Consider the following 22230-nt stretch of genomic DNA (forward strand, 5'->3'; position numbering starts at 1 on the left):
ATGTCAAATAACCGAAAAGAATCACAGTTAACCTTGAAAAATACTTGGACATTGACAGAAGCGCAGCGAAGAGTGTGGTATATGGAACTGCTCAATCCCAATACGACCGTTGCCGCGTTGAACAGTTTACTCACCTTGCAGGGAACGATTGTCGAAGAGAAGATCATACAGTCTATACAGATGCTGGCTTCCCGGCATGATTCCCTTCGAGTGCGCTTAAAACAGATGGATGGTCAAGAGCCGCAAATTTATGTCGTTCCGTTCGAGCCTTTCCATGTTGATGTATTAGACGTCAGTGGGGAAGGAGCCGAAGCATGGCAAGAAATCGTCGATTTGCGTTCGCGCCAGCCCTTCGCTCTCTTTGATTCTCCATTGTTTGAATTCACGTTGTTCCGCACAGGAGAGCTGGAGGCCCGCTTGTTTTTGAAAATTCACCATGTGATTGCTGACGGTTATTCCTTGAACCTGCTTGGCAACGAAATCATTCAAACTTATATGTCCTTGTTGCGCAATGAGGAACCTCCGATGGAACCAGCACCTTCTTTTACAGAACTGCTTGCTAGCGAGGACACCTATCTTGCATCTTCCCGCTTCCTCAAAGATAAGGCATACTGGGACAAAGAATTCAGTACGCTGCCGCCAATCACAAGCTTGGCTTTTTCCGAACGGGCAGCCCAGACTGCCACCAGCGCAGCCTCTTACAGCCAACATCAGCTTCCCTTATCCGCATGCAAAGACATTCATCAATTCTGCGAAAAACATCAAGTCTCTGCCTTCAATTTGTTGGTAACCGCTCTATGTCTGTATCTCGCGCGAATATGCGGAGAAGAAGAAGTTGTGCTGGGAACCATGTATGCCAACAGAACGTCCGTTGATCAGAAAACGATGGTAGGCATGCTCGTCAGCACAACGCCTTTTCGCTTGCGCGTGGATGCTTCTTTGTCTTTCGCCGATCTCTTGAAGCAGGTGAAAATGAAGCAGGGCGAGCTGATTCGGCATCAGAAATATCCTTACAACCGAATCATTCCGGAGCTGCGCGAGCGCTTTGGTTTTACGGGAGCTTTGCTGCCCATTTTTTTTAATTATCATCCGTTGGCATGGGACACTGTTCCGGAAGATGCTCCGATACAGTATGACACGATGCCTCTCGGAAATGGACACCAGGATAATGAATTAACGGTCCATATCCGCGAAAATGTAAAAACCGGCGAGATGGCTGTTCAAATCGATTATTTAACCGATTTGTTCGCAGCGGAGGACATGGATCGCCTGTTTGCGAGATTGATGCATGTCCTTCGGGAAGGAATGGCCGCGCCGATGCAGGCGGTAGAACAAGTTAATGTGATGCCGCCGGAGGAATGTCACGAGATCCTTCAAGCCTTTAGCATAGGACGAAATATCGGCCGTCAGCCTGACGGTCTGCTGCACGAGCTGTTCGAGGAACAGGCCGCGAAGACGCCGGAACGGATGGCTGTTCTATCGGGACTGGACGGAACGTCGCTGACCTACGGCCAATTGAATGAACGCGCGAATAAGCTGGCCCGTACCCTGTGCAATCTGGGGATTGGGATGGGCCAACCCGTGGCGATTCTCGGGGAACGGTCGCCGGCAATCGTAACGGCCGTTCTTGCTGTCCTTAAGGCGGGAGGAGCCTTCGTGCCTCTGGATCACGCTTTGCCTTCCGATCGGCTTGCTTATATGGTGGCGGATAGCGGAGCCAACATTTTGTTGATGGTTGATTCTGTTGGATTTGCTCTGCCCGACGGATGCAGGGTCTTGGATTTGCGGCAGGAGGAATGCTATGCCGGCGACGCCTCGAATTTACGCCTTCCGTGCCGTCCGGAGCAGCTTGCTTATCTCATTTATACGTCAGGGACAACGGGAACGCCAAAAGGAGTTATGGTGGAACACCAGAGCTGGATGCAGACGGCTTGGGCATGGCGCCAAGAGTACAAGCTCGAAGAGATGGAGATCCGGCTGCTGCAGCTGGCCAGCTTCTCCTTTGATGTATTTGCCGGCGATCTGGCCAGAACACTGCCGAATGGGGGAATGATGGTGTTCTGCCCGGATGAGGTTCGGCTCCAGCTGCCTCGGCTTCATCGGATGATCGTCGAATGCGGCATTACGCTGTTGGAGTCGACACCTGCCCTGCTAGTACCGCTAATGGACTATATTTACGAACATCGCTTGGGCACCGGCAGGTTAGAACTGCTCATCCTGGGCTCGGATCGTCTCGCGGCCACAGACTTCCGTCGGCTGCACAGCCGGTTTGGCTCCGACATGCGCATCCTCAATAGCTATGGGGTGACGGAGGCGTGCATCGATGCATCTTATTATGAAGTGGAACAGGGGGAGCAGCCGCCTGGAGAAGGGAATGTGCCGATTGGCAAGCCGCTTCCCCATGTCAAGCTGTACGTACTGGGGCGGGGAGGAACCCTGCAGCCTGTAGGCGTGCCAGGAGAACTGTGCATCGGAGGGGAAGGAGTAGCCCGGGGCTACCTGAATCGGCCGGAGTTGACGAGCGAGCGTTTTGTCGAAGATCCTTATGCCGCAGGCGGACGGATTTACCTCACCGGAGACCAGGCCCGCTGGCTGCCGGATGGCAATTTGGAGTTTCTCGGCCGATTGGACGATCAACTCAGTATCCGCGGCTACCGGGTCGAGCCGGGAGAGATTGAGGCGCAGTTGATGCAGTTCGGGGGCATCCGTGAGGCAGTGGTTGCCGTAATGCCCGATCGGCAGGGAGAGCCTGTGCTGTGTGCATATTACACGGGCGAGACCGAGCTGGAGATCACAGAAACGCGGTCCGTCCTATCTTCGATGCTGCCGGACTACATGGTGCCAGCCATATATATGAGGCTCGAGCGGCTCCCCTTGACGCCAAATAGCAAGGTAGACCGTAAAGCTTTGCCGAAACCCGATGCGATTGCATCCCGCAAAGAATACGTTCGTCCAACGACAGACGCCGAGCAGAAAATGGCGTTACTGTGGCAAGAGGTCCTGAATAAAGAGTTCGTGGGACTCCATGATAATTTTTTTGAGCTCGGAGGCCATTCGCTGAAAGCGATGACGCTGCTAACGCGCATTCATCAGGAGTTCCGGTCTGAGATCGGCTTGCGCGACATTTTTCAGACAACCAACCTGAAGACATTGACCCAAGCCGTCACTTCGGCAGCCGAACGGGCCTACGAGGATCTGCTTCCCGCACCGAAGCAGGCTTATTATCCGCTATCGTCGGCGCAGACACGATTGTATGTGCTCCACCAGCTGGATGAGGCAGGCCTCGGTTACAATATGCCGGCGGCGTTCCAACTGGCAGGTCCATTGGATAAGGAGCGTCTCGAAGCGGCATTCCAGTCGCTTATTAATCGCCATGAGGCGCTGCGTACCTCGTTTACGGTCGTGGACGGCGAGCCGATGCAGGAGATCCATGACGAAGTCTCTTTCTCCGTATCCTGCGAGGACACGGACGAAGGCCGGGCGGACGAGCAGATCCGGACATTCATCCGCCCGTTTGATCTTGGCGCGGCCCCGCTGCTGCGCACGAAGGTGATTCAACTCGGGGAAGAACGCCATCTGCTCTTGTTCGATATGCATCATATTATTTCGGACGGAATTTCCGTTCAAATTCTAACGGAAGAATTGGCCGCCTTGTATGCCGGAGAAGAACTGAATCCGCTGCGGCTGCAGTATAAGGACTATGCGGTATGGCAGCAAGAATACAGGCAGTCGCAGGCCTATGCGAAGCAGGAAGCGTATTGGCTCAAGGAGATGGCGGGCGAGCTGCCGGTGCTGAGCCTGCCGGCTGATTATCCGCGCCCGGCGATGCGCAGCATCGAGGGTGGCCGGGCGGATTTCGAACTGAAAGGCGAATTGGCGGAGGGTGTCCGCAAGCTGGCACAGGAGAGCGGCAGTACGGTATACATGGTGCTGCTGGCGGCATATAGCACGCTGCTGTCCCGTCTTAGCGGGCAGGAGGAGATCATTGTCGGCACGCCGGTGGCGGGCCGCCCGCATGCTGATCTGGCAAGCATGCTCGGTATGTTTGTAAATACACTGGCGCTGCGTACGCATCCAGCGGGGGACAAACGTTTTTCCGTTCATTTGCAGGAGATTCGCCAGACGGCGTTATCTGCTTTTGACCATGGTGATTTTCCGTTTGAGGAGCTGGTGGATCAGGTCGTGCGGGAGCGCGACACGAGCCGCAATCCGATCTTCGACGCGATGCTCGTGCTGCAAAATACCGAACATGAGGTGTTGCAGCTTCCGGGTCTGCGCCTTTCTTCCTATCCATTCGACTACATTGCGTCTAAGTTCGATTTGACGCTCACCGTTACGGAAGAGGCCGGGGGCTTTTCCTTCACCTGGGAATATGCCGCAGCCTTGTTCAGTCACGACACGATAGAGCGGTGGACAGGTTGTTTCCTAGAACTCCTGCGCCAAGCGGTAGCATCGCCACACGCTCGATTGGACGAATATATTTTGGTAACCGGTCAGGAAAGACAATTATTGCTTGAACACTTTGCCGGAACCAAGGCAGAATATCGCCCTGAGGCTACGGTGCTCACTCTGTTCGAGGAGCAGGTTGCCCTCACTCCTGACCTGCCGGCGGTTATTTTTGGAGACGAGGAGCTGAGTTACCGTGAACTGAATGAGCGGGCGGAGCAGCGGGGAGCTGTGCTTTGCGCGCAAGGAGTAGGGGCGGAGACGATTGCCGCCGTCATGATGCACCGCTCTTGCGACATGGCGGTGGGTTTAATTGCCGTTTTGAAGGCAGGAGGAGCCTACCTTCCGATCGATCCGCAATTCCCGATGGAGCGGATTCGTTATATGCTGAGCGACAGTCGTCCCAAGGTTCTGTTGACTTCGATAGAACACAAGTCTCTGGCGGAGGAGATCGGCAGTGATATTCCCGTTATTTATTTCGAAGACAACGAGTGCCAGGATAGGGCTGCAGAGAGTCTGAAAAGAACCGTCGCGCCCGCGCATTTGGCATACGTTATTTATACATCAGGCACGACGGGGGCCTCGAAGGGCGTCATGATCGAACATGGCAGCCTTGCCAATACCATTCAATGGAAAGCGGACCACTACCGGTTCAGCGCCGGTGACAAAGCGCTGATGTTGAATCCTTTTATTTTCGACTCCTTCGTGACTCACTTTTTTGGACCTCTCGTGTCGGGAGCGGCGGTTGTCTTGTTAAATGATCATGACAGCAAAGAACCGTCGGCCATTCGCGAAGTCATCGCGAAGCGCCGAATTACCCATATGCAGAGTCCGCCGAGCTTCTATTCCGCCTTGCTGGAGAGCATGGATCCCGATGATTGGCATACGGTGCGCAGCGCGGTACTGGCTGGCGAAGCCGTCGGAATGGCGCTCATCCGCCGTTTGAAGGCGATGAATCGCGACATGGAACTGATGAATGAGTACGGTCCGACTGAAAATACTGTAGTGACGACTGCAACTGAGCTCGTGGAAGAGAAGGCGGTTACCATCGGACGGCCGATTCCCAACACACGGGTATATATTCTTACCTCGCAAGGGCTGCTCACTCCCCTCGGCGTACCGGGCGAGCTGTGCATTGCCGGTTCCGGCGTGGCGCGCGGTTATATCAACCAGCCGCAGTTAACGGCAGATAAGTTCACCTCCGATCCGTTCGTGCCGGGTGAGCGAATGTACCGAACTGGCGACTGGGCCCGCTGGTTGCCGGATGGAACTTTGGAATATTTGGGAAGAATCGATCATCAGGTCAAAATCCGCGGCAACCGGATTGAGCTAGGGGATATCGAGGCCCATCTAATGACGCTTCCCGGCATTCGAGAGGCAGCCGTTACGGTTGTGGGAGAAGCGGGGGACAACCTCAGTCTGTGCGCTTACTTTGTAGCGGAGCGGGATTATCCGGTAAAAGAACTGCGGGCGGCGCTTGGCCACACGCTGCCGTCTTATATGATTCCGGCTTATTTTATTCCGATGGAGCAGATGCCTCTCACAGCCAACGGCAAATTGGATCGGCGGGCATTGCCTTTGCCGGACGGCCGATTGGAGAAAGACAGCAGTTATATCGCCCCGCGGAATCCGGCCGAACAGGAGATGGCAGAGGTGTGGCAGGAGGTGCTGGGCGTCCGTCCGTTAGGCGTGCGGGATGACTTTTTTGAACGAGGCGGACATTCGTTAAAAGGAGCCGTCTTGGTTTCGCGCATCCAAAAGCGATTGCAAGCCGACATCACGCTTCGGGATCTATTCCAGCATCCGACCGTGGAGACATTGGCCGAAGTGATAGCATCCCGGAAGAATAAAGCATTTCACGGGATTGAACAGGCTGATTCCCGGGAACATTATCCGCTTACCTCTGCACAGAAGCGAATGTATGTGCTCCAGCAGCTTGATGGAGCGGAGCTTAGTTACAACATGCCCGCGGTTCTTCGAATGGAGGGCAAGTTGAACAGGTTGCTTTTAGAATCGTCCCTGCAGCAGCTGGTCGCTCGTCATGATTCGCTGCGCACTTCCTTCATCATGGCAGACGGAGAGCCGGTACAGAGAATACACGAAAAAATGAAGCTTGCCGTTGACTATTGTGAAGCGGGGGAAGAGCAGCTTCATTCGATTATTGCAGCATTCATACATCCATTCGATCTCAGTCAAGCGCCGCTGTTGCGCGTGAAAATTGTACGTGCGGCAAACAGGCTTCACTATGTTCTGTTGGACATGCACCATATTATCTCGGACGGCGTGTCGATGGACATTTTCGTAGAGGAGTTTACGAAGCTGTACGCGGGCGAAGCATTGGTACCGCTGAAGCTGCAGTACAAAGACTATGCGGTATGGCAGCAGGAATACGTGCTCAGCGATGCTTACCGGCAGCAGGAGAAATATTGGCTCGATCAGTTAGCGGGCGAGCTGCCGGTCCTGCAGCTGCCAACCGATTTCGCGCGTCCCGCCTTGCGAAGCTTTGCAGGCGACCGGGTTGATTTCAAGCTGGGGAGAACATTGTCGGAAGCGGTACAGCAATTGGCCCTGGACACAGGAGTCACCGTTTATATGGTGTTCTTGGCTGCGTACAGCACACTGCTGTCTCGTCTCTCCGGCGACGAGGAGGTTATTGTCGGCTCGCCGGTAGCCGGGCGTCCGCATGCGGATCTCGCGGACATGATGGGGATGTTTGTCAACACGCTGGCCTTGCGCACATTCCCTTCCGGACAAAAAGCTTTTACTGAATACCTTGAGGAAATCAAACAAACGGCGCTCGATGCGTTTGAGCATGGCGAGTATCCTTTCGAGGAACTGGTGGACCGCATTGTCACCCAGCGGGACATGAGCCGCAATCCGCTTTTCGATGCGGTATTCGTGCTTCAAAACGCGGAGAACTCGCAGCTGGATCTCCCTGATTTGACCGTCGAGTCTTATCCGTTTGCCGATGCGCAGGCCAAGTTTGACCTCACCTTAATGATATCGGAGGGCGCGGAAGGTTATCACGGCTCGCTGGAGTTCGCTACCGCCTTGTTCACGCGGGACACGGTCGAACGGTGGGCGGGCCATTTGACGGAGCTGCTGGATCATGTGACGTCTGAGCCGGATACAACCCTTGCCGAAGCCAGATTAATGAGCGGATCCGCCGAGCTCAATCAGCTGATCACATACAGCGGCTTGCCTGTCCAAGACAAGCCTCGAATGACAATTCATCAGCGTTTTGAGGAAATAGCCCGTCTCTATCCGGAACGGACGGCGATTGTGTGCGGCGAGCGGCATCTCACTTATGCGGAGCTGCAGCTTCAAGCGCGCCTTGCAGCCGCCAGACTGCGGAGGGAAGGAATCCGGCCGCGGGCAGCCGTTGCCATTCTGGCGGAGCGCTCGATCGAATTCGTGGTGGCGGTGCTGGGAATTGTGCAGGCCGGCGGAGTCTATGTGCCGCTGGATCCGGACGCGCCCGCGGAGCGTCACCTGTATATTTTGGGCGACTGCGGCGCGGAGTTCCTGTTGGCCGTACCGAATTCCAGAGTGCCGGCGTCATATCCGGGGAAGGTTATCATGCTTGATGACGGAGCTCTTGTGAATGGTGCATTAGAAGCATTAGAAGAGCTAGAAGAGTTAGAAGCATTAGAAGCGTCAGCAGCGTCAGAAGCGTTAGAGGCATTGGAACGTGGAGAAGCGAATGGCTGCAGTTGCGATGATCCGGCTTATATCCTGTATACCTCGGGCACAACGGGAAGACCGAAAGGAGTGCTGGTGACGCATGGAAATGTAATCAACCTGGTGAACAACGCTGGATACGTGCGGTTCCATGCCGATCACCGCTTCGCGCAGACCGGTGCGGTAAGCTTTGATGCGGCTACATTCGAAATATTCGGAGCCCTGCTGCATGGAAGCTCCTTGCATCCGGTTGAGAAGGACGTGCTGCTGGACGCGCGCCGGATGGGGGCGTTTATGGCAGAGCACGGGATTACGGTCATGTTCTTGACGACCTCGCTGTTCCATCAGCTGGCCGATGAGGAAGCGGGCCTGTTTGCCGGCGTAGAGCATCTGATTATGGGCGGGGAGGTTCTCTCGCCGAAGCATGCTTACGCCGTGAAGGAGGCATGTCCGGGACTTACGATCTGGAACGGATACGGGCCTACCGAGAACACGACCTTCTCGACTGCATTCGCGGTCGAGGAGCCCCATAACAAACACAACATTCCGATCGGCCGGCCGATCGAAGGGACGACAGCCTATGTGCTGAGCGCTCGGGGGCAGCTGCTTCCGGTCGGCGTGCCTGGGGAATTGTGCCTTGGCGGGGGAGGCGTCGCTGCGGGATATTGGAATCTGCCTGAGCTTACAGAGGAAAAATTCGTTCCGGATCCATGGATTGAAGGCGGACGCATGTACAGAACAGGGGATTTGGCCCGCTGGCTGCCGGACGGAACGCTCGAATATTGGGGCAGAATCGATCAGCAGGTCAAAATACGGGGTTACCGGATTGAACTCGGCGAAATCGAAGCGCGGCTGCTGCTTCACGCGGATATTCGCCAAGCGGCTGTCGTGACTTGGGCAGAGCGGCCGGGAAGCGAGGGTCTGTGCGCTTATTACGTAAGCAGCAAGCGCCTGGAGCCGGCCGAATTGAGACATTTCCTGAGCATCGCTTTGCCTGAGTATATGGTTCCTGCGCATTTCGTGCATTTATCGGAACTTCCGCTCACTAGAAACGGCAAGCTGGATCGGAAGGCGCTGCCGGAGCCTGCAGAGGATATGGCAACAGCTTCCCGGTATATAGCTCCCCGAACCGCCACGGAAGCCCGGCTTGCGGAGCTGTGGCAGGAGGTATTGCACGTATCTCAAGTGGGGATCCGCGACAACTTCTTTGAACTCGGAGGCCACTCCCTGAGAGCGATGATACTCGTATCCCGCATTCATCAGAGCTTGGGCATCCCCATCGCCATTCGGGACGTATTCCGGTCCCCGACCGTTGAAGCCATGGCGCTGACCGTGGACGGAACGGCTAGAGACGCGCAGGAAGCCCTGCGGCCTGCCGGGCAGCGGGAATACTATCCCCTGTCCTCTGCACAGAGAAGACTCTATGTTCTGCAGCAGCTCGAAGGAGCGGAACGGAGCTATAATATGCCCGCGGCGATGCTTCTCGAGGGACAATTGGATCGGGCAAGATTGGAATTTGCTTTACAGGAACTGGCGGCACGTCATGAAGTCCTTCGTACACGTTTTGATTTCGTAAATGGCGAGCCCGTTCAGATCATTTGCCCAGAGGTTGACTTCTCGCTGTCTTTCCGCGATGCCGAAGAGGATCAGCTTCAAGAGATCCTTCAGAACTTCATTCGGCCATTCGATCTGGGACAAGCGCCGCTTCTGCGCATCCAATTGATAAAGCTGGCGGATATGCGGCATCTGTTGTTGTTCGATATGCATCATATCATTTCAGACGGCACGTCCATGGAGATTCTCATCAAGGAAATGACAAGTCTGTATATGAGAGAGAGCTTGCCGCAGCTTTCCCTTCATTATAAGGACTATGCAGTATGGCAGAACGCGAAGGAACATTCCGAGGAGTACGCCCGGCACAAGGAATACTGGCTCGAACAGCTTGCAGGAGAACTTCCGATCCTTTCCTTGCCGTCTGATTTTGTTCGTCCGCCAGTACAGAGCTTTGAAGGAAGCCGCCTGGATTTCAACATTGATGCGGAGCTGACCGGAAAATTGCGCAAGCTTGCGCAAAGCACGGGGACAACCTTATTCATGGTGCTGCTATCTGCTTATAGCGCGTTTCTGTCAAGAATATCCGGCCAGGAAGATATGATTGTCGGCACGCCTATTGCCGGACGGCCTCATGCCGATCTGTCCAATATTTTAGGAATGTTCGTGAACACATTGGCCATCAGATCGATGCCGTCCAGGGAAAAAACATTTGCGGCTTATCTGGAAGAAGTCAAACAAATTGCCATTGAAGCTTTTGAACACGCGGATTACCCGTTTGAGGAGCTTGTCGATCAGGTGGTTCAACAGCGGGATATCAGCCGGAACCCGATCTTTGACGTCATGTTTGCTCTGCAAAATATGGAACAATCCGAACTCCGGATGGAGGAGGTCGAGGTATCTCGCTATGAGCTGGAGAATTCCACTGCGAAATTCGATTTGTCCTTGTTCATCAGCGAACAGGGAGATCAGCTTCACTGCAGTCTGGAATACGCCACAGCCCTGTTTGAATCTGGCACCATCGGGCGTTGGCAAGAAAATTTCATCCAACTGCTGCGGCATGCGGTTGATGAACCGGGGATTGCGCTCGGTAAAGTAACGTTGCTGAGTGAACAAGAACGGAATACGCTGGCGGCATGGCATGACGGACCTGCCACGGAGCTGCCGGATACAACGATACACCAATTGTTCAGGGAACAGGCGGCTAAGACTCCGGACGGTATTGCTTTGGTAGTGGGCGATACTATGCTGACTTATCGAGAGCTGGATCAGCTATCCGATCAACTCTCGCTTGCTTTGCAGCATCGCAACATAGGGGCAGGCAGCATTGTCGGCCTCATGGCCGGCCGTTCTCCTTATATGACGATCGGGTTGTTAGGGATTCTTAAAGCGGGGGCGGCCTTCCTTCCTGTGGATCCGTCCTATCCTGCCGAACGCATTGCTTACATGCTGGAGGATTCCCAGGCAGCCTGCCTGCTCATCGATTCGGCACGGACGGGCCAACGCCTTGCGTATGACGGAGAAACGCTAATTATTAGTGATTTGTTCGCCGCGAACCATAATGTCAGGGGGGACCGCGAGCCGGCTGAGATCTCATTGGGCGAACAGAATGGGCTGCCGCTGTACGTCATTTATACTTCAGGGACTACGGGCAACCCCAAAGGCGTCATTCTGAAGCATAGAAACCTTATCAACCTTGTCCTTTATCAGCATAAGCATACCTCCATACCTTTTCATAAAAATGTGCTTCAGTATGCTTCCTACAGCTTCGATGTCAGCTACCAGGAGATCTTCACGACGCTGCTTGCGGGCGGAACGCTCCATGTCGTCGATGAGGAGATGCGTCGGGATCCCATTGCGCTTTTCCGATATATCGAGGATCAGGGCATTGAGACGATTTATTTGCCTGCTTTCTTTGTAAAGTTTGCATGGAATGACCCAGCTTATGAATTCGCGTGGCCTAGCAGCGTGCGTCACATCATAACGGCAGGCGAGGCGCTAGTCGCTGGCAAGCCGCTGCAGCGTTATTTGCGCGAGCGAGGGGTGACCCTCCATAATCACTACGGGCCTTCCGAGACGCATGTTGCTACTACGTACACGGTTACGCCGAATGATGTCGTGACAGAGCTTCCTCCAATCGGCAGACCGATCAGCAACTCTTCCGTTTATATTTTGGATCCGTTGGGCTGCCCGCAGCCGATAGGTGTTGCAGGTGAGTTGTGCATCGGGGGAGCATGCGTCGGAGAGGGTTATTTGAAGCAGCCTGAACGTACTCGCGAGAGGTTCATCTCCAATCCCTTCTCTTCCGGAGAACGGATGTACAGGACAGGTGAGTGGGCTCGTTGGTTGGCGGATGGGAATATCGAGTATTTGGGCCGCATGGATCACCAAGTGAAGATAAGGGGATACCGAATTGAGCTGGGCGAGATCGAAACTCGGCTTCTCGGGGTGAAAGGAATTCGGGAAGCAGCCGTTCTCGTTCATCGGGACGAGTACGGAAGCAATGAGCTGTGCGCCTATATCGCAGGTGAACGCGAGTTTTCTTATACCGAGCTGCGGGAGGCTCTCGGGACGGTCATGCCGGATTATATGATACCTTCATCCTTCGTCCAGCTTGGGCAACTGCCTGTAACGCGGAATGGGAAGGTGGATCGCCGGGCGCTGCCGAAGCCGGATGGAGCCAAGGCAGGCAAAGCATATGAGGCGCCGCGAACAAATATGGAAGCCAAGCTCGCGCTGTTGTGGCAGGATGTGCTGGGTGTCGAGCGCGTAGGCATCCATGACAATTTCTTTGAATTGGGCGGTCATTCTCTGAGGGCGATGACCCTTGCATCGCGCATTCACCAGACGCTGGATGTGGAAGTTCCATTGCGATTGTTATTCCAGGCTCCTACGGTCGCAGGTCTGGCAGCGGCTCTGGAAGCCGTAGCATGTCAATCGTACGAAGCGCTGCTGCCTGTGGCAAAGCAGGCGTATTATCCGGTATCCTCTGCTCAAAAACGGCTGTACTTGCTGCAGCAATTGGAGGGGGCGGGACTCAGCTACAATATGCCGGTGGCGCTGCAGCTCGAAGGAACGCTGGATAAGGTTCGGCTGGAAGACGCGCTGCAGGCGATGATCGAGCGCCATGAGCCGCTGCGCACTTCGTTCATGGTCGTGGATGGCGAGCCGGTGCAGCGGGTGGAGGAAGATCCGGCATTGCGCGTGATCTATGAGAAGTCGGAGGAAGCGGACGCCGAGAAGCGAATCCAGGCATTTCTCCGTCCGTTTGACCTAAGCGAGGCCCCGCTGCTGCGCATGACCGTCGTTCGTCTCGCCGAAGATCGGCACCTGCTGCTGTTCGATATGCATCATATTATCTCGGACGGCACGTCAATGAATATTTTTATCGAAGAATTTATGAAGCTGTACGCCGGTGAACCATTAGAGCCGCTGCGGCTGCAGTATAAAGATTATGCCGTATGGCAGCGGAATTATACTCAGATGCCTTCGTACCGCGAGCTGGAAGCTTACTGGCGGGAACAGTTTGCAGGCGAATTGCCGGTGCTCACCCTGCCGGCCGATCATCCGCGCCGGGCCGTGCGCAGCTTTGAAGGCGGCCAAGTGGACTTCGAGCTGGACAGCGAGCTCGCGACGGCAATGCGCGAGTTGGCCCGAGCGAACGGTGCAACGGTGTACATGGTGCTGCTGGCAGCTTATAGCACGCTGTTGTCGCGTCTTAGCGGGCAGGAGGAGATTATCGTCGGATCGCCGGTGGCGGGACGGCCGCACGCCGATCTGGAAAGCATGCTCGGGATGTTCGTGAATACGTTGGCGCTGCGCATGTATCCGGCCAGAGACAAAAGCTTCGCGGCCTATTTGCAGGAAGTGAAGCAGACGGCGATCGGAGCTTTCGAGCACGGGAACTATCCGTTCGAGGAACTGGTGGAACAGGTCGTTCGCCGGCGCGACACGAGCCGCAATCCGCTCTTCGATGCGATGCTCGTATTGCAGAACACAGAGCAGGTGGAGCTGGAGCTTTCCGGCCTGCGCTTATCCTCCTATCCGTTCGACTACAACGCGGCTAAATTCGACGTGACGCTATCGGTGCGCGAACATGAGGAAGGGATACGCTGCTCGCTCGAATACAGTTCCATGCTGTTTGATCGCGAGACGATCGAACGTTGGGCGGATCACTTTACGGAGCTTCTGCGGCAAGTTTCCGCCAATCCGCAGGTAAAGTTGGGAAGCGCCTGCTTGCTGACGGCGGCCGAACAAGAACAGCTATTGGTCCGGTTCAACGACACGAAGGCGCCGATTCCGGAAGGGGCAAGCATTTCCTCTCTGTTCGAACGGCAGGCGGCGAAGACGCCGGATCGTCCGGCGGTCGTCTGCGCAGGGCGGGGACTGACCTACCGGGAGCTGGAGGAGCAGGCTAACCGCATCGCCCGATGGCTGCATGCGCACGGCGTGACGGAGGAAGAACGCGTAGGCGTGCTGATGAACCGTTCGCCGCAGCTCATCGCCGGGCTGTTGGGGATTTTGAAAGCCGGTGCCGCTTACGTGCCGATTGACCCTATGCTGCCTAAAGAGCGCATGGAGGGAATGATTCGGGATTCCGGGATGCAGGTAATGCTGACGGATTCGGCACAGCTTGGGATGGTGACTGGCCTGCAGGATACATCGCTGCGTCATGTATTGTGCCAGGATGATGCGTTGACGGAAGAACTGGTCGGGTGGACGAATCACGTCGTTGATCAGGCAGGGGGGCATGAAGGCAACAAAATAAGCCTCGGTGGGGAAAGCATCTCGTTGTCCTCCGCCGAGGAACTGGCCGAGTATTCTTCTGCGTCTATTGATGTGAATATAAAACCATCCGGCAGCGCATACGTCATCTACACCTCTGGAACGACCGGCATGCCGAAAGGGGTCGTCGTGGAGCACCGGAACGCGGTCAATTTCATCTCGGGAATGATTCGCGAGCTTCCGTTCGGGACGCATGATTCGATGCTGTGCATTACGACAGTGTCCTTCGATATCTTCGCCGCGGAGAGCTGGGTACCGCTGAGCTGCGGGATGCAGATCGTCCTCGCAAGCGAGGCGGCGCAGCAGGATCCGGCCGTGCTGGCGGAACTGCTGGCTCAGCACCCGGTTCAGATGGCGCAGCTGACGCCTTCGCGTCTCATGCTATTGCTTGCGGATGCGCGAAGTGCGGCGCAGTTGCGGAGCCTCACAACGCTGCTGGTCGGCGGGGAAGCCTTCCCTTCCACCCTGTATGGGCAGTTGAGGAAATATACGGATGCGGCGCTGTACAACATGTACGGGCCGACGGAAACGACGGTTTGGTCCACATTTGACCGCTTAGAAGGGGAAGAACAGATCACCATTGGCCGGCCGATGGCGAATACGCAGGCGTACGTGCTGAACGAGGCGCTGCAGCCGCAGCCGATCGGCGTGGCAGGAGAACTGTGCATCGGCGGTATGGGAGTCGCCCGCGGATATTGGGCGCGTCCGGAACTGACGGCCGAGAAATTTGTAGACAGCCCGTTTGTTGCCGGGGAGCGGCTGTACCGAACCGGGGATTTGGCGCGCTGGCTGCCTGACGGCCGGCTGGAGCATCTGGGACGGAGCGACCATCAGGTGAAGATCCGGGGGTACCGGATTGAACTGGGCGAAATCGAAGCACGGCTGCTGCGCATTCCGGGCGTAAGCGAAGCCGTCGTAACTGCCGTAGAAATGCAAGAGCATGGGCAGGACTTGTGCGCTTATCTAACGGGCGAGTATCCGCTCGCGGCAGCCGAGCTGCGCGCCGCCTTGGCCGCATCGCTGCCGTCGTACATGATGCCGGCGCACTACATGCAGCTGGAAAAGCTTCCGCTGACGCCGAACGGCAAGGTGGATCGCCGTGCGCTGCCGAAGCCGGCGGGAAGCGGAGCGGCAGCAGGATATGTAGTGCCGCGAACGGATGTGGAGACGAAGCTGGCGCAGTTGTGGCAGGAGGTGCTGGGCGTTGAACGCGTAGGCATCCATGACGACTTTTTCGAGCTGGGCGGCCATTCCTTGAAGGCGATGACGCTCGTATCGAAGATTCATCCGTCGCTCGGGGTAGAACTGCCGTTAAGACAAATATTCCTCTCGCCGACGGTTGAAGGGTTAGCGGCTGCACTGATGACGATGGATGGCAGCACGGCGTATCAAGCGTTGGCCCCGGCAGGCGAACGGGCGCATTACCCGTTGTCTTCGGCTCAAAAGCGGCTGTACGTCCTGCAGCAGTTAGAGGGAGCCGAGCTGAGCTACAACATGCCGGTGGCGCTGCGGCTTGAAGGAAGATTGGATCGGGCACGGCTGGAAGCGGCGCTGCAGGCGCTCATCGCCCGCCATGAAGCGCTTCGCACTTCCTTTGCCGTCGTGGATGGCGAGCCGGTGCAGCGGGTACAGGACGAGTGGGCCTTCTCTGTGTCCTATGAGGAGGCTGAGGAAGAGGAGGTCGAGGAGCGCATCCGGGCATTCCTCCGTCCGTTTGACCTCAGCGAGGCGCCGCTGCTGCGAGCAACCGTCGTTCGCTTCGATGACACGAGTCACATGCTGCTGTTCGATATGCACCATATTATTTCGGACGGCACGTCGATCAGCATTTTGGTAGATGAATTTGCGAAGCTGTACGCGGGTGAAGCGTTGGAGCCGCTGCCGCTGCAGTACAAAGACTATGCGGTATGGCAGCGGGAGCACTACGCCGATAGCCAAGCGTACGAGCAGTTGGAAGCGTACTGGGTCGAGCAGTTAGCGGGCGAATTGCCGGTGCTGAGCCTGCCGGCCGATCATCCGCGTCCGGCCGTACGCAGCTTCGAGGGCGGCCGGGTGGACGTTGAGCTGGACGGCGATCTTGCGCACGCTGTACGCGAGCTGGCCCGCATGAGCGGAGCAACGGTGTACATGGTGCTGCTTGCTGCCTACAGCACGCTGCTAGCGCGGCTTGGGGGGCAAGAAGAAGTCATTGTCGGTTCTCCGGTGGCGGGACGGCCGCATGCAGATCTGGAAGGCATGCTGGGGATGTTCGTGAACACTCTGGCACTGCGGACGCACCCGTCCGGGGAGAAGAGCTTTGCGGCCTTTTTGCAGGAAGTGAAGCTTACGACGATCGATGCCTTCGAGCATGGAGAGTATCCTTTCGAAGAACTGGTGGAACGGGTAGTTCGCCAGCGCGACACGAGCCGCAATCCGCTCTTCGATGCGATGCTCGTGCTGCAAAACATGGATCAGGCGGAGCTTGCGCTTCCCGATCTTCGGTTGACCCCGTATCTTCTGGAGGACACGGTTGCCAAATTTGACTTAACCCTGATCGTATCCGAGCAAGGGGAGGGATTCTCTTGCCGTTGGGAATATTCGTCGGCATTATTTACGGAAGAGACGATCAGACGCTGGGCGGAACATTTTGCAGAGCTTTTGCGCCATGTAGCGAGACAGCCTGACACGGCGTTAGGAGCAGTCTCTCTGCTGACAGCGGCGCAGGAGCGCCAATTGATGCAGGAGTTTAATCCGCCTCGGATAGAGCCTGTCGGCAGCAAGACAATACTCGAGTTGTTCGAAGAACAAGTGTTGCTGAATCCGAACCGTACGGCAGTCGTGTTCAACAACCGTGACATGAGTTACGCCGAGCTGAATGATCGTGCCAGCCGTCTAGCTCAGGCACTGAGGCAGCGTGGCGCCGGATCCGAGGATATCGTCGGCGTTCTTGTGACTCGTTCCGCTTGGTTGGTTGTGGCCGTATTGGCGGTCTGGAAAGCGGGCGCTGCCTATTTGCCGCTGGATGCCGATTATCCAGCCGAACGGATTGCATATATGCTTGAAGAAAGCAGAGCCCGGCTGCTGCTGACAGAGCGGGAGTACGGCGAGGAATGGGGAGCGTCCTATGACGTTCTATGTCTGGAAGACGATGACGCTGCCGTTGCGGAAGGTATTTCACTGCAACTGCCTGAGCCCGGACATTTGGCCTATATTATTTTCACTTCGGGCACGACCGGCAAGCCGAAGGGCGTCATGATCGAGCATGGGCATTTAATAGAACGAATTTTTGCTTGGAACCAAGCTTATGGTCTGGACTCACAGGAAATCCGGCTGCTGCAGATGGCCAGCTTCTCGTTTGATGTCTTTGTCGAAGATATGGCCCGTACGCTTCCTTTCGGAGGAACGATGGTCATTTGTCCAAGCGAGCTGCGGCTGCAGCCTGCGGCCATAGCGGGATTGATCCGCACGCATGCGATCACGCTGCTCAACTCGACACCGTCCTTCGTGATGTCCATTATGAAATACATCGATGAGCGGAAGGTAGATATTCCGTCATTGCGGTTGCTGATTTTAGGCGGCGACCGTTGTCTCCACCCTGATTTCCACTGGCTGCTTGAACGGTTCGGTCACACGATGCGGATTATCAACTGCTACGGTGTAACCGAGGCGACCGTTGACTCTTCCTTCTATGAGTGGACAGGGGCCCCGGAACAGTATCCGTTAACGCCGTCGGGGTACGTACCGATCGGAAGACCGTTTCCAAATGTAAGGCTCTATGTCGTGAATCCGCAATATGGAAATTTGCAGCCGATCGGAGTATATGGAGAGCTGTATATCGGCGGTGCAGGCGTAGGACGCGGGTATATGAACAGACCTCGGCTGTCCGAGGAGAAATTCATCCCAAGCTTCTTTATGGAAGGGGAACGGCTGTATAAAACCGGGGATCTGGTGCGCTGGCTGCCTGATGGCAGTCTGGAATTTGCCGGCCGCAATGACCACCAAGTAAAAATTCGAGGATACCGGATCGAATTGGGCGAGATTGAACAGCACCTGACCGAGCTGGAAGGCGTTGCAGATTCGGCAGTCGTCGCTTGCGAGTTGAAGCAGGGGGATCTCGAATTATGCGCCTATGTGGTTGCGAGCAAAGAAACGGAGATTTCATCACTGCGTAAGGCATTGTCTGCACGGCTTCCGGGATTTATGGTTCCAGCGTATTTCGTAAGACTAGAAGAGCTTCCGCTGACGCCGAACGGCAAGGTGGACCGCCGGGCGCTGCCGCTGCCTTCGAAACATGGGATGGCTGAGGGCATTACGGCGCCACGAACCAAAGTCCAGGAGAAGCTGGCGGCTCTGTTCGAGGAGGTGTTAGGCGTCGGGCGCGTAGGCATCCACGACAACTTCTTCGAGCTAGGCGGCCATTCCTTGAAGGCGATGACGCTCGTCTCGAAGATTCATCAGGCGCTGGGAGTAGAGCTGCCGCTAAGACAGCTGTTCCTCTCGCCGACGGTTGAAGGGTTAGCGGCTGAGCTGATAGCGACGGGTGGCAGCGCAGCGTATCAAGCGTTGGCCCCGGCAGGCGAACGGGCGCATTATCCGCTATCCTCGGCCCAAAAACGGCTGTACGTATTGCAGCAGTTAGAGGGAGCCGAACTAAGCTACAACATGCCGGTGGCGCTGCGGCTTGAAGGACAATTGGATCGTGAGCGGTTGGAAGCAGCTCTGCAAGGGCTCATTGCCCGGCATGAATCGCTGCGCACTTCGTTTGCCGTCGTGGATGGCGAGCCGGTGCAGATAGTGTCGGATAAGGTTCTATGTGACATGTCGTATAGGGAAGCGCAGGAAGAAGAGGTCGAGGAACTCATCCAGGCATTCCTCCGTCCGTTTGACCTAAGCGAAGCGCCGCTGCTGCGTACGACCGTCATTCGTCTCGAAGCAACGCGTCACGTGCTGTTGTTCGATATGCACCATATCATCTCAGACGGCACCTCGATCAGCATTTTGGTAGACGAATTTGCGAAGCTGTACGCGGGCGAAGCGTTGGAGCCGTTGAAGCTGCAGTACAAAGATTATGCGGTATGGCAGCGGGAGCACTACGCCGATAGCCAAGCGTACGAGCAGTTGGAAGCGTACTGGGTGGAACAGTTAGGTGGCGAATTGCCGGTGCTGAGCCTGCCGGCCGATTATCCGCGTCCGGTCGTACGCAGCTTCGAGGGCAGCCGGGTGGACGTTGAGCTGGACGGCGATCTTGCGCACGCTGTGCGCGAGCTGGCCCGTACGAGCGGAACTACGGTGTACATGGTGCTGCTTGCCGCCTACAGCGCGCTGCTGGCGCGACTTGGGGGACAAAAAGAAGTCGTTGTCGGATCGCCAGTGGCGGGACGGCCGCATGCAGATATGGAAGGCATGCTGGGGATGTTCGTCAATACGTTGGCACTGCGGACATACCCGTCCGGAGAGAAGAGCTTCGCGACCTATCTGCAGGAAGTGAAGCAGACATCGCTCGATGCCTTCGAGCATGGGGACTATCCGTTCGAGGAACTGGTGGAACGGGTGGTGCGGCAGCGCGACACGAGCCGCAATCCGCTCTTCGATGCGATGCTCGTGCTGCAAAACATGGATCAGGCGGAGCTTGAGCTCCCTGGGCTTCAGCTCACCTCGTATCCGTTCGAATCCAATGTGGCCAAGTTCGATCTGACGCTGTCGGTGAGTGAACAAGAGAACGGCCTGCGCTGCTCGTGGGAATATGCCGCCATGTTGTTCGAACGATCTACGATCGAACGATGGGCCGGTCACTTTGCGGAGCTTTTGCGGCAGAGTACCATGAATCCTCAGGTGACACTGGGAAGCGTCGGCTTCCTGACGGCAGCGGAGCAGGAACAATTGCTGACGCAGTTCAATGAGTCGCAGCAATTCAATCACGATAACGGAACAGCTGCTGTGTTGTCGCGAGGCATGGACATGACGCTGCACGCGATGTTCGAGGATCAGGCGGCAAAAACGCCGGAGCGGTTGGCCGTGGAATGCGGCGAAGACGCCCTGACGTACCGGGAGCTGAACGAACGGGCGAATCGGCTGGCCCGAGTCGTGCGCCGTTATGGAGCAGGTCCCGAAAGCCTTGTTGCCGTGCAGCTCGAACGCTCCGTGAATATGGCTATCGCGCTGCTTGCCGTGTTGAAGGCCGGGGCAGCCTATCTGCCGATATCGCCGCAGGATCCGGCCGAGCGCGTGCGGTTCCTGCTGGAGAACAGCGGTGCAACCCTGCTGCTGTCCGGAACGGCACAGGAGGCGGCTTCTTGTCCGGTGCTAGGCTTGGATGATGACCGTATTGAGTTGGAATCGCCGGAAGATCTTCCGAGCTCTGCGAATGGCGACAATTTGGCCTATGTGATCTACACCTCCGGGACATCCGGTCAGCCGAAAGGCGTTATGGTGGAGCATGGGAGCATCGTTCATACGCTGCAGTGGAAGGCAGAAACCTACGACTTCGACGGAGGCCGGGTGCTGCATGCCAGCCCGTTCGTGTTCGATGCGTTCATCTCGCACTTCTTCGGCCCTCTCGTTGCGGGCGCGACCGTCGTGATGCTGCGCGATGAAGACCTAAGCGATCCGGCAGTCATTATTCGTACGCTTGCCGAGCAGAAGATTACCCATGCGCAATTCCCAACCGGTCTGCTCGCGGCACTGCTCGAAATGCTCGAGCCGGAACAGCTGGCCACCGTACGGAGCGTGGTCACCGGCGGGGAGAAGATCAGCGCGGCGTTGATTGAAAAAATGCTTGTATATAACCACATTAAGTTTGTCAGTGAGTATGGGCCGACGGAGAACAGCGTGGTGACGGCTGCTTTGCCGGTCAGCGATCCGCGGCAGTCTCATATGCTCGGCAGAGCCATTGGCCAGACGAAAATGTATGTGCTGGAGGCGAATGGACAACTGCAGCCGATCGGGGTACCGGGCGAGCTGTGCATTAGCGGGCCGGGATTGGCTCGCGGATACCTCAATCAGCCGGAGCTGACGGCGGAGCGGTTCGCTGCCAGTCCGTTTGCGCCCGGCGAGCGCATCTACCGGACAGGGGACTTGGCGCGCTGGCTGCCGGACGGCAATCTCGAGTATATGGGACGGATGGATGCACAAGTGAAGATTCGAGGCTATCGGATCGAACCGGGCGAGATCGAAGCCGAGCTGCTGCGGTCGGCTCAAGTAAGCGAAGCCGTCGTGGCCGCGCTGCCGGATGCTTCGGGAAGCATGCAGCTGTGCGCCTATGTTGTCGGCGGCGAACTGGAGCCTTCTGAGCTGCGCAGCTTGCTGTCCACAACGCTGCCAGCGTATATGGTTCCTTCCTTCTTCGTGAGGCTGGAGCAATTGCCGCTGACCATCAACGGCAAAATTGATCCCAAAGCGCTGCCGAAGCCGGATGCAGCCATGGCCCATGTGCCGTATGCCGCCCCTCGCACGTCGGCGGAGCAGGCGCTGGTGACGGTATGGCAGCAGGTGCTCGGGGTGCCGCGTATCGGCATCCATGACAGCTTCTTCGAATTGGGAGGCGACTCGATCAAGGCGATTCAAGCCGTGTCCCGGCTCATGCAGGCCGGTTATAAGCTTAACATGAAGGATCTGTTCCGGTATCCGGCTGCGGCCCAACTGAGCGATCATATCGTGCCGGTTAGCCGCATTGCGGAACAGGGAGAGATTCAAGGAGCGGTGCCGCTCACGCCGATTCAGCACTGGTTTGCCGAGCGGGATCTGGCCGATGCGCATCACTTCAACCAAGCCGTGATGCTGTACCGGGAG

The 22230-nt window shown here is 56.5% G+C and carries 1 protein-coding gene (running past one end of the window); it reads left to right on the forward strand.

Features of this window, described 5'->3' with window-relative positions:
- Window positions 1-22230, forward strand: the 5' portion of a protein-coding gene (locus FLT43_RS25335; protein WP_143797166.1) for a non-ribosomal peptide synthetase. Its footprint extends 19302 nt past the window's final position; 22230 of the gene's 41532 nt are visible here — the first part of the coding sequence; its start codon is at window positions 1-3; its stop codon lies off the right edge, out of view.

The sequence above is a fragment of the Paenibacillus thiaminolyticus genome (genome assembly GCF_007066085.1).
In the GTDB taxonomy this organism is placed as follows: Bacteria; Bacillota; Bacilli; order Paenibacillales; family Paenibacillaceae; genus Paenibacillus_B; species Paenibacillus_B thiaminolyticus.